This is a genomic window from Catellatospora sp. IY07-71, from assembly GCF_018326265.1.
Classification (GTDB): Bacteria; Actinomycetota; Actinomycetes; order Mycobacteriales; family Micromonosporaceae; genus Catellatospora.
In genome coordinates, this window is sequence record NZ_AP023360.1 from 5,762,968 (window position 1) to 5,779,044 (window position 16,077).

General features: G+C 73.5%; 21 protein-coding genes. 11 read left to right on the top strand and 10 right to left on the bottom strand.

The genetic code is table 11. The features are described 5' to 3' along the window. The first annotated feature begins 31 nt into the window (after positions 1-31). The 3 genes from CS0771_RS25560 (at position 32) to CS0771_RS25570 (ending at position 2,102) form a co-directional block, all read left to right on the top strand. Positions 32-928, top strand: coding sequence for a pentapeptide repeat-containing protein (locus CS0771_RS25560; RefSeq protein WP_244871026.1), 897 nt, complete (start codon positions 32-34; stop codon positions 926-928). A 179-nt stretch (positions 929-1,107) separates the two neighbouring features. Continuing rightward, complete coding sequence (locus tag CS0771_RS25565; protein ID WP_212843369.1) at positions 1,108-1,458, top strand: hypothetical protein; 351 nt, start codon at positions 1,108-1,110, stop codon at positions 1,456-1,458. Next, positions 1,455-2,102 (top strand): nucleotidyl transferase AbiEii/AbiGii toxin family protein, encoded by a 648-nt coding sequence (locus tag CS0771_RS25570; protein ID WP_212843370.1) that lies wholly within the window; start codon positions 1,455-1,457, stop codon positions 2,100-2,102. The genes CS0771_RS25565 and CS0771_RS25570 overlap by 4 nt, the downstream gene beginning before the upstream one ends. Positions 2,103-2,207: 105 nt before the next feature. On the opposite strand, the gene CS0771_RS25575 is transcribed toward CS0771_RS25570, so the two are convergent. Together CS0771_RS25575 and CS0771_RS25580 are read right to left on the bottom strand one after the other, a co-directional pair. Beyond that, positions 2,208-2,540 (bottom strand): transcriptional regulator, encoded by a 333-nt coding sequence (locus tag CS0771_RS25575; protein ID WP_212843371.1) that lies wholly within the window; start codon positions 2,538-2,540, stop codon positions 2,208-2,210. Then, complete coding sequence (locus tag CS0771_RS25580) at positions 2,537-3,310, bottom strand: hypothetical protein (protein WP_212843372.1); 774 nt, start codon at positions 3,308-3,310, stop codon at positions 2,537-2,539. The genes CS0771_RS25575 and CS0771_RS25580 overlap by 4 nt, the downstream gene beginning before the upstream one ends. 129 nt (positions 3,311-3,439) lie before the next feature. Between CS0771_RS25580 and CS0771_RS25585 the strand changes: the two genes are divergently transcribed. Further along, complete coding sequence (locus tag CS0771_RS25585) at positions 3,440-4,267, top strand: GNAT family N-acetyltransferase (protein ID WP_244871027.1); 828 nt, start codon at positions 3,440-3,442, stop codon at positions 4,265-4,267. 58 nt (positions 4,268-4,325) lie between these two features. Here CS0771_RS25585 and CS0771_RS25590 read toward each other — a convergent pair whose 3' ends face one another. The 3 genes from CS0771_RS25590 to CS0771_RS25600 all read right to left on the bottom strand — a co-directional run bounded on the left by CS0771_RS25590 (position 4,326) and on the right by CS0771_RS25600 (position 6,385). Further along, entirely contained in the window at positions 4,326-5,255 is a 930-nt protein-coding gene (locus CS0771_RS25590; protein ID WP_212843374.1) for a LysR family transcriptional regulator, read from the bottom strand. Between the two features lie 135 nt (positions 5,256-5,390). Then, complete coding sequence (locus tag CS0771_RS25595; RefSeq protein WP_212843375.1) at positions 5,391-5,822, bottom strand: VOC family protein; 432 nt, start codon at positions 5,820-5,822, stop codon at positions 5,391-5,393. 5 nt (positions 5,823-5,827) lie between these two features. Continuing rightward, the gene (locus tag CS0771_RS25600) at positions 5,828-6,385 is read right to left on the bottom strand and encodes a DinB family protein (RefSeq protein ID WP_371821472.1); all 558 of its coding nucleotides are present in this window, start codon (positions 6,383-6,385) and stop codon (positions 5,828-5,830) included. A 62-nt stretch (positions 6,386-6,447) separates the two neighbouring features. Here CS0771_RS25600 and CS0771_RS25605 point away from each other — a divergent pair, with 62 nt between their 5' ends. The 5 genes from CS0771_RS25605 to CS0771_RS25625 all read left to right on the top strand — a co-directional run bounded on the left by CS0771_RS25605 (position 6,448) and on the right by CS0771_RS25625 (position 11,342). Next, positions 6,448-7,413 (top strand): YafY family protein, encoded by a 966-nt coding sequence (locus tag CS0771_RS25605; RefSeq protein WP_212843376.1) that lies wholly within the window; start codon positions 6,448-6,450, stop codon positions 7,411-7,413. 311 nt (positions 7,414-7,724) lie between these two features. Then, complete coding sequence (locus tag CS0771_RS25610; protein WP_239125555.1) at positions 7,725-8,357, top strand: succinate dehydrogenase cytochrome b subunit; 633 nt, start codon at positions 7,725-7,727, stop codon at positions 8,355-8,357. Between the two features lie 2 nt (positions 8,358-8,359). Beyond that, the gene (locus CS0771_RS25615; protein ID WP_212846044.1) at positions 8,360-10,294 is read left to right on the top strand and encodes a fumarate reductase/succinate dehydrogenase flavoprotein subunit; all 1,935 of its coding nucleotides are present in this window, start codon (positions 8,360-8,362) and stop codon (positions 10,292-10,294) included. Positions 10,295-10,305: 11 nt separating this feature from the next. Further along, positions 10,306-11,052: a succinate dehydrogenase/fumarate reductase iron-sulfur subunit gene (locus CS0771_RS25620; protein WP_212846045.1), complete on the top strand. Its 747-nt coding sequence runs from the start codon at positions 10,306-10,308 to the stop codon at positions 11,050-11,052. A 143-nt stretch (positions 11,053-11,195) separates the two neighbouring features. Continuing rightward, positions 11,196-11,342: a hypothetical protein gene (locus tag CS0771_RS25625; RefSeq protein ID WP_212843377.1), complete on the top strand. Its 147-nt coding sequence runs from the start codon at positions 11,196-11,198 to the stop codon at positions 11,340-11,342. 1 nt (position 11,343) lies between these two features. Here CS0771_RS25625 and CS0771_RS25630 read toward each other — a convergent pair whose 3' ends face one another. The 3 genes from CS0771_RS25630 to CS0771_RS25640 are packed head-to-tail and all read right to left on the bottom strand — an operon-like array spanning position 11,344 to position 13,853. Next, positions 11,344-12,372, bottom strand: a complete 1,029-nt coding sequence (locus CS0771_RS25630; RefSeq protein WP_212843378.1) for a prenyltransferase — start codon at positions 12,370-12,372, stop codon at positions 11,344-11,346. Positions 12,373-12,400: 28 nt separating this feature from the next. Next, on the bottom strand, positions 12,401-13,354 hold the full coding sequence (locus CS0771_RS25635; RefSeq protein WP_212843379.1) for a phosphotransferase family protein: 954 nt from the start codon (positions 13,352-13,354) through the stop codon (positions 12,401-12,403). Positions 13,355-13,403: 49 nt separating this feature from the next. Next, positions 13,404-13,853 carry a DUF3307 domain-containing protein gene (locus CS0771_RS25640; RefSeq protein WP_212843380.1) on the bottom strand — a complete coding sequence of 150 codons (450 nt, stop codon included), beginning with the start codon at positions 13,851-13,853 and terminating at the stop codon, positions 13,404-13,406. Between the two features lie 163 nt (positions 13,854-14,016). Between CS0771_RS25640 and CS0771_RS25645 the strand changes: the two genes are divergently transcribed. Beyond that, complete coding sequence (locus CS0771_RS25645; protein WP_212843381.1) at positions 14,017-14,733, top strand: hypothetical protein; 717 nt, start codon at positions 14,017-14,019, stop codon at positions 14,731-14,733. A gap of 5 nt (positions 14,734-14,738) precedes the next feature. Here CS0771_RS25645 and CS0771_RS25650 read toward each other — a convergent pair whose 3' ends face one another. Beyond that, positions 14,739-15,293, bottom strand: coding sequence for a YbaK/EbsC family protein (locus tag CS0771_RS25650; RefSeq protein ID WP_212843382.1), 555 nt, complete (start codon positions 15,291-15,293; stop codon positions 14,739-14,741). A 42-nt stretch (positions 15,294-15,335) separates the two neighbouring features. Between CS0771_RS25650 and CS0771_RS25655 the strand changes: the two genes are divergently transcribed. Beyond that, complete coding sequence (locus CS0771_RS25655) at positions 15,336-15,755, top strand: HIT family protein (RefSeq protein ID WP_212843383.1); 420 nt, start codon at positions 15,336-15,338, stop codon at positions 15,753-15,755. Positions 15,756-15,759: 4 nt separating this feature from the next. Here the strand turns inward: CS0771_RS25655 and CS0771_RS25660 are convergent, their stop codons facing one another. Beyond that, positions 15,760-16,014 carry a hypothetical protein gene (locus tag CS0771_RS25660; protein ID WP_212843384.1) on the bottom strand — a complete coding sequence of 85 codons (255 nt, stop codon included), beginning with the start codon at positions 16,012-16,014 and terminating at the stop codon, positions 15,760-15,762. Positions 16,015-16,077: the final 63 nt, after the last annotated feature.

The following is a 16,077-nucleotide window of genomic DNA, read 5'->3' on the forward strand; positions in this document are numbered from 1 at the left end:
CCCTCTCCTGCGTACGGGGGTTCCACCGCTCGTGTCCGAGCAGACTCCGCAACCGGCCGGCTGGCGCGAGCGGCTGCACGCCGACTGCTCCCGCTGCTTCGCGCTGTGCTGCGCCGCGCCCGCGTTCGCGCGCTCGTCCGACTTCGCCATCGACAAACCCGCCGGTCAGCCCTGCCCGAACCTGCGAGGCGACTTCCGCTGCGGCATCCACACGCAGCTTCGCGAGCGTGGCTTCGCCGGGTGCACCGTGTTCGACTGCTTCGGCGCCGGGCAGCAGGTGGCGCAGGTGACCTTCGGCGGGCGGGACTGGCGGGCCGAGCCCGGCTCGGCCCGGGACATGTTCGCCTCGTTCACGGTCATGCGGCACCTGCACGAGCTGCTGTACTACCTCGCCGAGGCCCGCTCGCTGCGGCCGGACGCGTCCCTGGACGGCGAGCTGGCGCGGGCTCAGGCGCATACCGAGCAGCTGACCCGGGGCACGCCGGCGGAGCTGGCCGCGATCGACGTCGGGACGCTGCGGGGCGAGGCCGCCGGTCTGCTGCGCCGCACCAGCGCCCTGGTGCGCGCCCGCGGCGGGCGGCCCGGCCCCGACCGTTCCGGCGCCGACCTGACGGGCGCGGACCTGCGGGAGGCCGGGCTGCGCCGGGCGAGCCTGCGCGGGGCGTACCTGATCGGCGCCGACCTGCGCGGCGCGGACCTGAGCGGGGCCGATCTGCTGGGCGCGGACCTGCGCGGCGCCGACGTACGCGGCGCGGACCTGACCGGCTGCCTGTTCCTGCTCCAGTCGCAGCTCGACGCGGCTCGCGGCGACCTCGGCACCCGCGTGCCGCCGGTGCTGACCCGCCCCGCCCACTGGCCCGCCACCCACCCCACCACCGCCGCCAGCCCGGCCCGCCCGCCCCGCCCGCCCCGCGGCACCCGCCGCTGACCCGCGCCTCCCGCGACGGCCAAGATCGCCGGACTTGCCTGGCACCTGGGCGTATCTTGGCCGGCCATACCCCCGTGTGCCTGGCAAGTCGGATGACCTCGGCCGTCGCGGGAGGCGCGGGCGGATCGCAGGGACGCCGCCGCTGTCGGCGCGGACACAGCAGCCCTTACTCTTGACATGTGGACCGCCGCGACCGCCGCAGCGCCGCGCCCTCCAGCGCGCGGCCCGGCCGCCGTGCGCTCGTCGCGCCGGACCTGACCGCGCTGCACGGGCCGACCACCGGCACCGCCGTGCTGCCGCACCGGCTGTTCTGGCAGGCCGACCGGCGCGTGGACCTCGACAACCCGCACCTGCTGCGCTGGATGTACGAGACGGTGCTGCGCGAGGCGGGCACCCTCGACGAGCTGCGCACCTGGCTCGACGGCCCGACACTGGTCCGGCTCTGGCCGGAGCTGTTCCTGCCGCGCGCGCTGCGTGCGGCGTGGGAGGAACGCCACCCGGCGCTGCGTACGGCCGTACCCGTCGGATGACCGTCGAGGAGCTGCAGGCCGAGGTCGCCAGGATCGCGCTCGGCGTGGCGCAGGCGCACGGGTTCGCCCTCGGCGGCGGGCACGCGCTCAACCTGTACGGCATCGTGCACCGCGCCACCGAGGACGTCGACCTGTTCACCGATGTGGACGGCGGGGTGCGCGCCGCCGGTGACCTGGTGGTGCGGGCGCTGCGCGCGGCCGGGCTGGACGTCACCGGATACGGCGACGACCTGGGCGAGGTGTTCGGCGGGTTCGACGACGAGCTGGTCGAGTTCCAGATCGCGCGGGGCGCGGCGGTGATGCGGCTGACCCTGGCCCGGTTCGACCGCAACCGAGGCACGGTCGTCATGGACGTGGGCCCGGTGCTGCACGTCGAGGACGTGCTCGGCGGCAAGGTCGCGGCGCTGGCCAACCGGGCCGAGCCGCGCGACTACGTCGACGTGGCCGGGGCGCTGCGCCGCTACAGCCGCGAGCAGCTGCTCGAGCTGGGCCGCCGGGCCGACCCGCTGCTGGCCGACGAGGACTTCGCCGCGGCGATGGCGCGCCTGGACCGCCTCGACGACATCGTCTGGCGGCAGCTCTACGGCCTGACCCCGCAGGCCTGCGCCGCCGTCCGCCAAGCCTTCACCGACTGGCCCCGCTGAAAGCAAGGGCACCTTCTTGACGCTTTCCGTAGAGGAAGGTGCCCTTGTTAACCCTTCTCTTCCGCAGGCTCGCCGCGCGGCCCCGGGACGGCCGCGGCCGTGGTGCTACTCCAGCGCGTCCGTGGTGCGCATGCGCTCCAGCAGCTGCTCCAGTGCGGCGATCTCCCGGCGCAGCGCGGCGCCGCCCTGGCGGGTCAGTTTCAGCCAGGTGCACGGCTTGCGGCCCTCGTACCCCTTACGGATCTCGACCAGGCCGGCCTCCTCCAGGACCCGCAGGTGGCGGCTGAGGTTGCCGTCGCTGAGCTGGAGCTGGTCGCGCAGCGTGGTGAACGCGCACTCGGCGGTCTCGGCCAGCACGGTCAGGATGCCCAGCCGGATGCGCTGGTGCACCGTCTCGTCCAGGGCGAGCGCCGGATGCGCCGGCTGTGCGTCGGTCATCGCAGGCCGCCGCCGGTGCGTACGGCCCGGACGGCGGCGAACACCAGCAGCGGCAGCGCCATGAGGATCAGCGTAGGGCCCGGCCGGTTGAGGCCGAACAGGGTCCACTGCCCGCCGAGCGCGGGACCCTCGAAGCCGTTCAGGATCCAGGTGGCCCAGCCGGGCAGGCTGCCCATGCCCTGCGAGCACTGCCAGAACGTGATCAGGCCGACCCAGAGCCCGGACAGGATCAGGGCGCGGCTGCGCTCGGCCCAGCCCAGCACGATCGTGGCCAGTGCGATCGGCAGCAGCGGCGTGTACAGGCCCCAGCGCACCTGGTCGAACAGCGGCGGCTCGACGTACATCTTGACCAGGTCCGCGTCGGCGGGCCGGTCCACCGGCATCGCGGCCAGCACCGCGAGCGCGAGCAGCGCACCCAGCGCGGTGATCGCGAACCAGCGCCACGGCACCCGGACGCCGACGCGCCGGGCGCGCAGCCGATACCACGCTCCGATCAGGGCGATGGTCAGCGGGGTGCCGATGAACCAGAACAGGTAGGACGCGAGCGTGCTGCGCTGCATGTCGGGCAGCCCGGCCCAGGGCGGGCCGGTGATGATCAGATCGGCCTGCGCGAACGGCGCCTGGTAGAGGGCGATGCTGGCCAGCAGCAGCGCGGCGAGCGCGGCCACCGGGAACCAGGCGCCGGCCCGGGCCCGGCGGCGGGCCTGCTCGCGCAGGCGGCGTACCTCGTCGAGCATCGCGCCGGGGTCGGCGGTTGCGGGTGTCGTCATCGGATGATCTCCCGTCGTGGATGTGCGCGGCATCAACTTTGTATCGCAAAGTCCACGCGTTCAGCAAGTGCGGGGCGTGCCGCGTTAAACGGGGCGACCCGGTGCGAGGCAGCCGGTAGCCTGCCCGGCGTGACCGAAGACTTGCTGAGCCGCCTGGAACGCTTCTACGACGCGGTGCCGCGCGACCGGGCCGCCGTCGAGCGGCATGGCACGTTCGAGCTGTTCCTCAACCAGGGCACGCCGTACCCGTTCTACGCCCGCCCCGTGCTCGGCGGGCCCGCGCCGACCGCCGCCGACCTGGACGCCGTACGGGCCCGCCAGCGCGAACTCGGCCAGCCCGAGTCGTTCGAGTGGGTCGACCAGACCACCCCCGGCCTGCTGCCCATCGCCGAGGCGGCGGGCCTGTCCGTGCTGCGCGCGCCGCTGCTGGTGCTCGACCCGGCACGGCTGGCCGATCCCGGCGGCACCGCCCGGATCGTGGCCGCCGACGCGCCCGACGCCGACGCGCCCGACGCCGCCGCGCTGCTCGCCGCTGTGGCGGCCGTGGCGCAGGTCGGCTTCGGCGCGCCGGGCACCGCGACGGGCGAGGGCGGACCCGCCGAGCGCGATGCGGTCCTGAAGCTGCCCGACGGCGGCGCGCTGGACCGCCAGCTGGCCGACATCCGCGGCGGCGTGCGCGTGTACGCCTACGCCGAGCTGCCCGGCCAGGGCGTCGTGGCCAGCGGCATCGCGCAGCGGGCGGGGGACGTCGCGGAGATCGCCGGGGTGGCCACGCTGCCCGCCGCGCGCCGCCGCGGCCTGGCGGGCGCGGTCACCGCGCTGCTCGCCCGGCAGGCGCTCGAACACGGCGTGCGCACGGTGTTCCTGTCGGCCGCCTCCGAGGACGTGGCCCGGGTGTACGAGCGCCAGGGCTTCGACCGCGTCGCCACCGCCTGCATCGCCGAACCGGCCGCCTGACCGCCGCGTTAGGAAGGGCACCTTCTACATCGGAAAACGATAAGAAGGTGCCCTTCCTTCAGATGGGTTCTACGCCGGCGGGCAGGCGGGACCAGGCCGATTCTTCGTGTACGTAGGCCAGCAGCACCTCGCGCAGGGCGCGGGCGGCGTGGGTCGGGGTGACGTCGCGGCGGTGTGCGAGGGCGATGGTGCGCTGCACGCCCGGCGGGGCGAGCGGGGTGGCCCGCAGCCGGGGGCGGCCCGACAGCACCAGCGACGGCACGAGCGCGACGCCGAGGCCGGCCTCGACGAAGCCGAGCACGGCGTCCATCTCGCCGCCCTCGATGGCGAACGTCGGGGTGAACCCGGCCCGGCGGCACGCCTCCAGGGTGGTGTCGCGCAGGTCGTAGCCGGGCCGGAACATGACCAGGGGCTGCCCGTCCAGCTCGGACAGGCTCAGCTCGGCGGCCTCGGTCGGGGCGGGCAGCGTCGCGGCGGACGCGACCACCAGGCTCTCGCGCAGGATCGGCTCGGCCCGCAGCGCCGGGTCGGTGCCCTGCTCGGGCAGCACGATCAGGGCCAGGTCGAGGCCGCCGCGGGCGAGCTTGCCGACCAGGTCCTGCGAGCCGCCCTCCTCCAGCAGCAGCCGCACCCCGGGATAGCCCTCCTGGTAGCGGCGCAGCACCGGGGCGACCAGGCTGGTGCACAGGCTCGGGGTCGCGCCCAGCCGCAGGCGGCCGCGGCGTACGCCGATCAGCTCCTGCACCTCCAGGCGCGCGGTCTCGACGTCGGCGAGGATGCGCCGGGCGCGGGGCAGCAGCGCCTCCCCGGCCGGGGTGAGCATGATGTTGCCCCGGGAGCGGGTGAACAGCGGCGCGCCCAGCTCGGTCTCCAGCACGCTGATCTGCTTGCTCAGCGACGGCTGGGTGACCCCGGCCTGCTCGGCGGCCTGGGTGAAGTGCCGCGTCTCGGCGACGGCCACGAAGTACCTGAGCTGCTGCAACTGCACGGCCGATAGCCTATCGCCATCGGTATCGGGGCGGTGATGCCTCGTGGGGTGGTGGGTCGATCGGAGTCTCGTGTCAGAACATGAGGTCTGACCACAGGCTCCGACACGAGACTCCGACCATCCGCACGCGGATCGCTACGACACGCAGAACTCGTTGCCCTCGGGGTCGGTCATGGTGGTCCAGGTGTGCGGGCCCTGGCGGCCCTCGTGCAGGAACTTCGCGCCGCGGGCGGTCAGCGCGGCCACGACCTCGGCGACGTCCCCGCCGCCGGTGCGCACGTCCAGGTGCATCCGGTTCTTGACCGTCTTGGCCTCGGGAACGAGCTGGAACAGCACGCGTGGGGCGCGCTCCAGCCCGTCGGGGTGCCGGATCGCCTGGCCCTCACGCCACACCAGGGTGCCGTTGTGGACGGTCGTGTCGGCCTCGCTCGCGTGGCCCTCGGCCACCATGCGGCGGATGAAGTCCTCGTCGGAGGGCTCCACCTGCCAGCCGAGCGTCTCGGCCCACCAGTCGGCGAGCCCGTGCGGGTCGGCGGCGTCCAGGACCACCTGGAATTCGTAAGCCATCGCCATCATCCTCGTTTCCGGTAGAGGTCACGCAGCAGGGAGATCTCGGCCGCGTGGTGGATCGCCTCGCGGTTGATGTGCAGCACCAGCGCGGCCATGGGGTACGCGGCGTACGGGCCCTCGGCCGGGCCGCACGGGCGGGCGAGGCCGTCCTCGCCCAGCTCGCGCATGCCCGCCGACCAGCCGGCGTACGCCTCGTCGAGCTGCTCGAGCGCCCGCTCGGCCGTGCCCGCGTAGTCGAAGCGGTCCGGGTGGCACGGCGGGCCGCCGAAGTGGTTCGCGGTGCGCTGCCCGAACACGCCGACGATGAGGTGCGCCAGCCGCCACGCGATCGTGGTGACCGGCGGCGGGTCCGGCTCGGGCCAGGCGAACTCGATCCCGTACGCGCCGCCGCCGTGCACCGGGGTGCCGGCGGCCTCGGCGCGGGGGCGCACGCTCCAGCAGCCGGCCACCGGCTCCCACAGGTACTCGGCGTCGGTCAGGCCGTCCAGGCGGGGCCGCGCCTGCTGCTGCCAGTGCCAGTCGAGCTGCTCGGCGAGCTGAGCGTTCCAGTCGATGCTCATGGTCCGACGCTAACCCGCATCGAGGACGGTTCCGGTCCGCAATCGCTGCGAGAATCGGATTCATGCTCGACACGTCGGCCCGCCTGCTGCGCCTGCTGTCGCTGCTGCCCACCCGCGCCGCGTGGACCGGCCCGGAGCTGGCCGAGCGGCTGGACGTCACCGGGCGCACGTTGCGCCGCGACATCGCCCGGCTGCGTGAGCTGGGGTATCCGGTGCAGGCCACGCCGGGGGTCGCGGGCGGTTACCGGATGGCCGCCGGGTCCACGCTGCCGCCGCTGCTGCTGGAGGACGACGAGGCGGTGGCGGTGGTGCTGAGTCTGCGTACCGCGGCGGGCAGTGCGGGCGCGGCGGAGACCGCGGCCGCGGCGCTGGCCAAGCTCGAGCGGATCCTGCCGGCTCGGCTGCGCCGCCGGGCGGCCGCGCTGCGGCAGGCCACCGTGCCGCTGCCCGGCGGCGCCCCGGCGGTGGCCGCCGAGGTGCTGACGGTGCTCGCCGAGGCGTGCCAGGAGCGGCAGGTGCTGGCGTTCGGCTACCGCGACCGGGACGGGGCGGTCACCGGGCGGTGGGTGGAGCCGCACCGGCTCGTGCACGCGGGACGCCGGTGGTATCTGGTGGCCCGCGACCGGGACCGCGACGCGTGGCGCACGTTCCGAGCCGACCGGATCGAGGACCCGCGCCCGGCCGGGTTCGGGTTCGTGCCGGCCGATCCGCCGGACGCGGCGGCGTTCGTCGCGGACGCGGTCACCACCGCGCCCTACCCGGTGCGGGCGCGGGTGCTCGTGCACGCCCCGGCCGAGGCGGTCGCCGCGCAGGTCCCGCCGTCGGCCGGGGTGGTGGAGGCCGTCAGCGCCGACACCTGCCTGCTGCTCACCGGCGCGCATACGCCGGGCCACATCGCCCTGCACCTGGCGCTGCTGGGCCACCCGTTCACCGTGCTGGAACCCGCGGACCTGATCAGCGAGCTGGCCCGGCTCGCCGACCGCCTGGCCGCCGCCCACCGGGCGTCCGTCCGGGCCCGCGAAGGTTAAGAAGGGCACCTTTTACTACGGAAAGCGGTAAGAAGGTGCCCTTGCTTTCGGGCAGTGAGTTTGACCACGCCTTGAGTGATGCATCACAGGTCAGCGGGTGGTGCGGGGCACGCCGCCGCTGGTCGGCGGACGTTTACAGCGTGTGTTCAGGTCTTCAGGGACCTTGCACATAGCCGGCGGCTATGGTGAGCGGCGCAGCGATGCATTGGACGCCTGATCCACTTCGCCCTAGCCTCCGTGACGTGGCAGTAGCGACTCAGACCCTCTCCCGACCTGGACTTTTCCGTTCCACGGTCGGTCAAAAGGTCATCATGGCGATCTCCGGCGCAGCTCTGGTGCTGTTCCTGCTCGCGCATATGATCGGCAATCTCAAGATCTTCTTCGGCGCCGACGCGTTCGACCACTACGCGCACTGGCTGCGCGACATCGGCGCCCCCATGCTGCCGCACTCCGGCTTCCTCTGGATCCAGCGCGTGGGCCTGCTGGTCGCGCTCGTGCTGCACATCTGGTCGGCGGCCGTGCTGACGATCCGCGCCCGCAAGGCCCGCCCGGTCAAGTACGCCCACCGCAAGCCGGTCCAGGGCAGCTACGCCGCGCGCACCATGCGCTGGGGCGGCGTGATCGTCTTCCTGTTCGTGGTCTACCACATCCTGGACCTGACCACCCGGCACCTGAACCCGGTCGCCGACACCAGCAAGGCGCACGCCGCCGTCGCCGCCGACTTCGGCCCCGACCGCTGGTACGTCACCGCCTTCTACACCCTCGCCGTGGTCACCCTCGGGTTCCACCTGCGCCACGGCATCTGGAGCGCGCTGCAGACCCTCGGAGTCAGCAACGCGCGCCGCGAGCGCGTGCTCAAGGCCGTCGCGTTCGCCGTCGCCTTCGTGATCTGCGCGGGCTTCCTCGCCGTTCCGTTCGCCGTACTCACAGGGTTGGTGAAGTGACCATGACGGACTACTACAGCCTCGGCGACCCGGTCGCCGACACCAAGGCCCCCGACGGCCCGATCGAGACCCGCTGGGAGCGCCGCCGCTTCGGCGCGAAGCTGGTCAACCCGGCCAACAAGCGCAAGCTGTCGGTGATCGTGGTCGGCACCGGCCTGGCCGGCGGCTCGGCCGCCGCGACGCTGGGCGAGCTGGGCTACCAGGTCAAGTCGTACTGCTACCAGGACTCCCCGCGCCGGGCGCACTCGATCGCGGCGCAGGGCGGCATCAACGCCGCCAAGAACTACCGCAACGACGGCGACTCGGTGCACCGGCTGTTCTACGACACGGTCAAGGGCGGCGACTTCCGCAGCCGCGAGTCGAACGTGCACCGCCTGGCGCAGATCTCGGTGCAGATCATCGACCAGTGCGTGGCGCAGGGCGTGCCGTTCGCCCGCGAGTACGGCGGCCTGCTCGACACCCGCTCCTTCGGCGGCGCGCAGGTGTCGCGCACCTTCTACGCCCGGGGCCAGACGGGCCAGCAGCTGCTGCTGGGCGCGTACCAGGCCCTGGAGCGCCAGATCGCGGCCGGCACCGTCACGATGCACGACCGGCACGAGATGCTGGAGCTGATCGTCGTCGACGGGCGGGCCCGCGGCATCGTGGTGCGCGACCTGGTCACCGGTGAGATCACCACCGAGTTCGCCGACGCGGTCGTGCTCGCCTCCGGCGGCTACGGCAACGTGTTCTTCCTGTCCACCAACGCCAAGGGCTGCAACGTCACCGCGTCGTGGCGGGCGCACCGCAAGGGCGCGCTGTTCGCCAACCCGTGCTACACGCAGATCCACCCGACGTGTATCCCGGTGTCCGGCGACCACCAGTCCAAGCTGACGCTGATGTCGGAGTCGCTGCGCAACGACGGCCGGGTGTGGGTGCCCAAGGCCAAGGGCGACACCCGGATCCCGGCCGACATCCCCGAGGACGAGCGCGACTACTACCTGGAGCGCATCTACCCGGCGTTCGGCAACCTGGTGCCGCGTGACATCGCCTCGCGCGCCGCGAAGAACGTGTGCGACGAGGGCCGCGGCGTCGGCCCCGGCGGCCTGGGCGTCTACCTGGACTTCGCCGCCGCCATCGGGCGGCTGGGCCGGGACGCGGTCGAGGCCAAGTACGGCAACCTGTTCGACATGTACCAGCGCATCACCGGCGAGGACCCGTACACCACGCCGATGCGCATCTACCCGGCCGTGCACTACACGATGGGCGGGCTGTGGGTCGACTACGACCTGCAGTCGAGCATCCCGGGCCTGTTCGTGATCGGTGAGGCGAACTTCTCCGACCACGGCGCCAACCGCCTGGGCGCGTCCGCGCTGATGCAGGGCCTGGCCGACGGCTACTTCGTGCTGCCCAACACCATCGGCGACTACCTGGCGGCGGGCCCGTTCGAGAAGCTGTCCGCCGACAACGCAGAGGTGGCCGCGGCCCGTAAGCAGGTCGAGGACCGCATCGCGAAGCTGCTGTCGATCGACGGCGACCGGACCGTCGACTCGTTCCACCGCGAGCTGGGCCGCATCATGTGGGAGTACTGCGGCATGGAGCGCACCGACGCGGGCCTGCGCAAGGCGATCAGCGAGATCCGTGAGCTGAAGGCCGAGTTCTGGCAGCGGGTCAAGGTGCCCGGCGACGGCGAGGGCCTCAACCAGTCCCTGGAGCGGGCCGGCCGGGTGGCCGACTTCTTCGAGCTGGCCGAGCTGATGTGCATCGACGCGCTGCACCGCGAGGAGTCCTGCGGCGGCCACTTCCGGGCCGAGAGCCAGACCGACGAGGGCGAGGCCCAGCGCGACGACGAGCGCTACAGCTACGTCGCCGCCTGGGAGTTCACCGGCGACGCCCCGGTCCTTCACAAGGAGGACCTGACCTTCGAGTACGTACACCCGAGCCAGCGGAGCTACAAGTGACCGAGAAGCTGATGAGCCTGAAGCTGCGCATCTGGCGGCAGGCCGACGCGCGGGACAAGGGCAGCATGGTCACGTACCAGCTGCAGAACGTCTCCCCGGACATGTCGTTCCTGGAGATGCTCGACGTGCTCAACGAGCGCCTGACGCTGGACGGGGAGGACCCGGTCGCGTTCGACCACGACTGCCGTGAGGGCATCTGCGGCATGTGCAGCCTGGTCATCAACGGCGTCCCGCACGGGCCGGAGAAGGCGACGACCACCTGCCAGCTGCACATGCGGCACTTCTCCGACGGCGAGACGATCGACATCGAGCCGTGGCGGGCCGCCGCGTTCCCGGTCGTGAAGGACCTGGTCGTGGACCGCCGCGCCTTCGACAAGATCATCCAGGCGGGCGGGTTCATCTCCGCGCCGACCGGCTCGGCCCCGGACGCGCACGCCGCGCCGGTGCCCAAGGCCGACGCCGACGCCGCGTTCGAGGCCGCGACCTGCATCGGCTGCGGCGCGTGCGTCGCGGCGTGCCCGAACGGGTCCGGCATGCTGTTCACCGCCGCGAAGATCACGCACCTGGGCCTGCTGCCGCAGGGCCAGCCCGAGCGCGACACCCGCGTGATCGACATGCTGCACGCCCACGACGAGGCGGGCTTCGGCGGCTGCACCAACACCGGCGAGTGCACCTCGGTGTGCCCGAAGGGCATCCCGCTGGAGACCATCTCCCGGCTCAACAAGGACTACCGCAAGGCACTGCGCGCGGCGTCCTGACCCGGCACGAGGGCGGCCCGCTGTTTCGGCTCAGACCGAAACAGCGGGCCGTTTCACGTCCGTCCGCCGCCGGGGGCGATACGCGAGGCCGCGGACCGCTACCGTGTGCCGGGTTCGTTCCCTCTCAGCCTGGAAGGGCGGGTATGAGCCGGCCACGGATGTCCCCGGTCGCGGCGATCCTGACCGCGCTGCTCACGGCCCTGCTCGCGGTCGGGTTGTGCCTGCTGGCCCGCGAGCTGATCGGCGGCCTCACCGACCTGGGCGGCGAGGTCCCGCAGAGCCTGCGCTGAGTCAGCGCACCGCCAGCCACACCGCCCAGCCGAGCAGGCCGCCCAGCAGCAGCCCGCCCGCGCGGCGGGTGTGCAGGAACGCGATCGGCGCCCACCACAGCGGCCACACCGGGTTCTCCGGCGGCGGCTCGGCCGGCACCGGCTGCCCGAACGCGCGGACGACCTTGACCAGCATCGGCAGCGCCAGCATGACCAGCAGCGCGGGCCACGGCAGCGCCCGCACCGCGACCAGCGCGGCCGTCCCGGCGTAGAACGCGATCATCATGGCCTGGGTGAGGCGCTTGGCGGCCCGCTCGCCGAGCAGCACCGGCAGCGTCCTGGTGCCCGCCGGGCCGTCGTAGGGCAGCTTGTCGATGTGCTTGGCCATCAGCACGGTGGTGGGCAGCAGCGCGTACACGGTCGCGGCGGCGAGCACCTGCCACGGCAGCGTGCCGGTGCCCGCGTAGTAGACCCCGCCGACCATGAGCGGCCCCCAGGTGAGCAGCACGTCCAGCTCGCCCAGGCCGATGCGCTTGAGCCGCAGCGGCGGCGCCGTGTACGCCCAGGACAGCAACAGCCCGGCGAGCGCGAACGCGACGATCCACCAGTCCCGCCGCGCCACCAGCACCGCCATGATGACCAGGTCCACCACCTGGCACAGCAGGATTCCCGCCACGAGCTGGCGCTTGGTGACCAGCCCGGCCAGGATCGGATGCGGGGCGTACAGCGCCCGCGGATAGTCCTCGGTGTCGTTGCCGCTCTGCGTGTCGGCCAGGTCGTTCATCAGGTTGTTGGCCAGGTGCGCCACCACGATGCCGGCCACCGCCAGGCCGACGTTGAGCCAGTCGGCGGCCGTCTCGGCGATCGCGGCCAGCAGCACCGCCAGCAGGCCCGAGGTCAGCGTCATCGGCAGCACCCCGGCCCGGGTCACCACCAGCCAGCGCGTCACCTGGTCCACCACACCCTGCTCGGGCGGGTTGGTGGTGAGGAACGCGTACCGCCACGCCGCCAGCCGGGCCTGGAGCGTCAGCGAGGATGATTCAGCGCTCACGGCCCGGACTGTACGCCGCCCGCGGCGCTCACAGCACGTTCGGCACCAGCAGCTCGGCCAGCCAGCCGGGTACCGCGTCACCCCACTCGGCCAGCTCCTGCTCGTCGGCGTCGGCCAGGGAGCGCTGCCAGGACAGGGCCCGGCTCACCTTCGCCGCCTGGATCGCCGGCTCGACCTCGGTGGCCAGCTGAGCGCGGGTGCCGTAGGCCGTCCACGGCTCCAGGTACGCGTCGCGCAGCCGGGCCAGGACCGGGTCGCCGGGTCGGAGCCCGTACCGCTCGGCGGCGACCCGCAGCGCGATGAGCAGCACCGCGAACGGGTGCGCGACCGACGCGTCACCCCAGTCGAAGAACCGGTACCCGTCGCCGACCAGGACGTTGCCGTCGTGCAGGTCGTCGTGCTGCACGGACACCGGCACCGCGCTGCCCCCGACCCGGGCACACAGCCGCTCGTACTCGGGCTGGTAGGCCCGCAGCCGGGCGAGATCGTCGCCGAGCGCGGCCGCGACCGCCGGGTCGTCGAGCAGCGCGGCGAAGTGACCCGGCAGCACCCCGGCGCCCATGTCGGGCACGCCGAGGACGACCATGTCGGCCGCGTGCGGGGCGAGGTCGCGCTGCAGCTCGGCGTGCCGCGACAGCAGCTCCTCCCAGTGGGCCGGGTCGTCGGCCGCGACCGCGCGCAGGGTCTGCCCGCCGTCGGGCAGCAGCGACCAGCCGCGCTGCGCGTCGATCGCGATCGGCTCCAGCACCCGCCCCGGCGCCCACCGGGCCAGCGCGGCCAGCAGCCGCGCCTCATACGTCGAGCAGTGCCCGTTGGCCTTGAACCAGACCGTGCGGTGCCCGACCGGCACCTTGGCCAGCACCGACCAGGGCCGCACCCGGGTCTGCTCGGCCGGCCCGGTGGGGCGCAGCCCGGCGCCGGTCAGCGTGTCGTCGATCCAGGCCAGCGCCTGCGACCAGTCGGGCACCACGGTGGAGTCCATGCCGGGCAGGCTACCGGCGCGACGGCCGCCACCGCCCGGAGGTCACGGCTCAGATCGCGACGATCAGCAGCGCCGACACCAGCAGCGCCAGCAGGTGCAGGGCCTGGTCGGCGGCGTACATGCCGCACACGGGGGTGGTCAGCTCGGCGAAGCGCGGCGAGCCGGTGGCCCGCAGTATCGCCCGCACCGGCCAGCGCCGGTCCAGGATCGCGTGGGTGCCCGCCGAGAACGCCAGCCCCGCGGCGATGCCCCACGGCGACAGCGGCAGCCCCAGCAGCGCGGTCGTGGCGACCAGCAGCACCGCGACGGTCAGGTGGTAGCCGGCCAGGTGCCCGGCCATCGCCGCCCAGCCGCCCCGGCCGGGCCCGGACTTGCCCTCCGCCTGCCGGTCGGTCTGCGCGACGTGGTCGCCGAGCTGGTGCCCGACGTACAGGACGAGCAGCACCACGGCGAACGTGGCCGCGCGGGCCACCACCAGCGGATCGGGTACGGACGACATGCCATCCATCGTTGCTCGCCGAAGCCTGCGGTGCTGCGATCCAGCCGACAGTTTCGATGTGTCGTCCACTACGGGGTGAGCGTGGAATGTGACCTGGTTCTCGCCCTGCGCGCTCGGTAGTGTGTCGGGCCGGTCCGGATCACGACACACGGGGAGTCCACCGATGCAGTACGCCGCGCTCGTCCGTCCCGCCCTCGACCGGGTCTACAGCGGAATGCGGATGGCCGCCCGGGAGCAGTGCCGCCGCGTCAGCGAGCAGACCGGCCTGCGGCCCGGCCTGAACACCAGCTTCTACTTCGGGCTGCTGGCCCGGCCGATGCCCGCGGCGGCGTTCGCGGCGGTCACCGCCTACGGCGGCGGCGACATGAGCGACGAGCTGGCGCAGGGAGTCATGGCCGTAGACGAGCACGGGACCTGGTCGCTGACGCCGCTGGGGCGCGAGTTCACGCTGGCGTTGCAGCAGGCGGTCGCCGACGGCGCGCAGGAGCACTGGGGCCGCACCCACATCGCGACGATGCCGGGCCTGGGCGCGCTGCCGCGCCTGGCGGAGCTGCTCGCGGTGCTGCTGGAGGCGGGGCAGGCCACCGGCGGGCCCGCGTTCGCGGCGGCGGCGCCGGTGTACGAGCCGGCCGGTGCGTCGTACGCGCTGCAGGTCAGCACCCGGATGGGTGCGCTGCGCCACCACCGCGGCGACGCGCACCGGGCCGCGTGGGCCGCGGCCGGGCTCACTCTGGACCGGCTGCGCGCCCTGGACGCCGCCGACCCGCTGCGCACGCAGGTCGAGGACGACACGAACCGCCGCGACGCCCCGGTCTACGAGGCGCTCACCGAGGCGCAGCGGTGGGAGTTCCTGGCCCTGCTCGCGGCGCTGCCCGGCTGAGCGGCTCAGACGCCGAGGGACTCCAGCACGGTGGCGCCGGGCAGCCCGGCCAGCACCTTGCCCGGGACGAGGAGCTTGCCGCGCCGGTTGCCCGAGCCGATGACCACGTACGGGGTGTCCGCGACGGCGGCGTCGACCAGGACCGGCCAGCCCTCGGGCAGGCCGATCGGGGTGATGCCGCCGTACTGCATCCCGGTCAGCGCCACGGCCTCGTCCATCGGCGCGAACGACGCCTTGCGCGCCCCGAGATGCTTGCGCACCAGGCCGTTGACGTCGGCGCGGGTGCTGGCCAGCACCAGGCACGCGGCGTAGGTCACGTCCTGGCCGCGTTTGGCGGCGACGATGACGCAGTTGGCGGACAGCTCGGGCGCGACCGCGTACGCCTGCCCGAAGTTGCCGGTGTCGGCCAGGTCCGGGTCGGTGTCGACGACCAGCACCGACTCGGCGGGCTCGGCGCCCGTCCAGCCGGCCAGGGCCTGGGCCACCGGCGCGGCGACGAGGTCGGCGCGGTCCACGGCGGGCCAGGCCGCCTCGAAGTTCCCGATCGGTGCGGCAGACATGGGCCCGATGCTACCCACGGCCGCGATAGGCTCGGCGGACTGATGGACGGCTGCCTGTTCTGTGAGATCGCCGCCGGGGACCGCCCGGCGTTCCTGGTGCACGCCGACGAGCACATCGTCGCGTTCCTGGACACCCGCCCGGTTTTTCCCGGGCACACCCTGGTGGTGCCCCGCGCGCACGTGCCGACCCTGCACGACCTGCCCGCCGAGGCGGTCGGCGGCTACTTCCAGCAGGTGCAGCGCATCGCCGGGGCGGTCGAGTCGGCGCTTGAGGCGCAGGGCACGTTCGTGGCGCTGAACAACCGGATCAGCCAGAGCGTGCCGCACCTGCACACGCACGTGGTGCCGCGGCGCAAGGGCGACGGGCTGCGCGGCTTCTTCTGGCCCCGCACCAAGTACACCGACGACGCGCAGGCCCGCGAGCACGCCGCCGCGATCGCGGCCGCGCTGGCCGCCGGCTGACCGCTCAGCGGGCCGTCTGGAACACGGCGGTGGTGGTGGCCAGGAAGTACACGATGAGCAGCACCGCGGCGAGCATCGCGCCGCGGGTGGCCAGCAGCCATGCGGTGCGCGCCGACTTGACCGCGGCCTTGGCCTTGGGCACGCCCGCGACGGCGCCCCTGTATCCGGCGCGCGCCTGCTGCATCTTCAGCCACCGGCGGCCGACGAACAGCCCCAGCAGCACCCCGATGATGCCGATCATCAACGCGTCCCCGGACATGCCCCGAACCTAGCCGCTGCACCACCGGTGGGCGATAGCTCATTCATCCACATCGGGCGTACG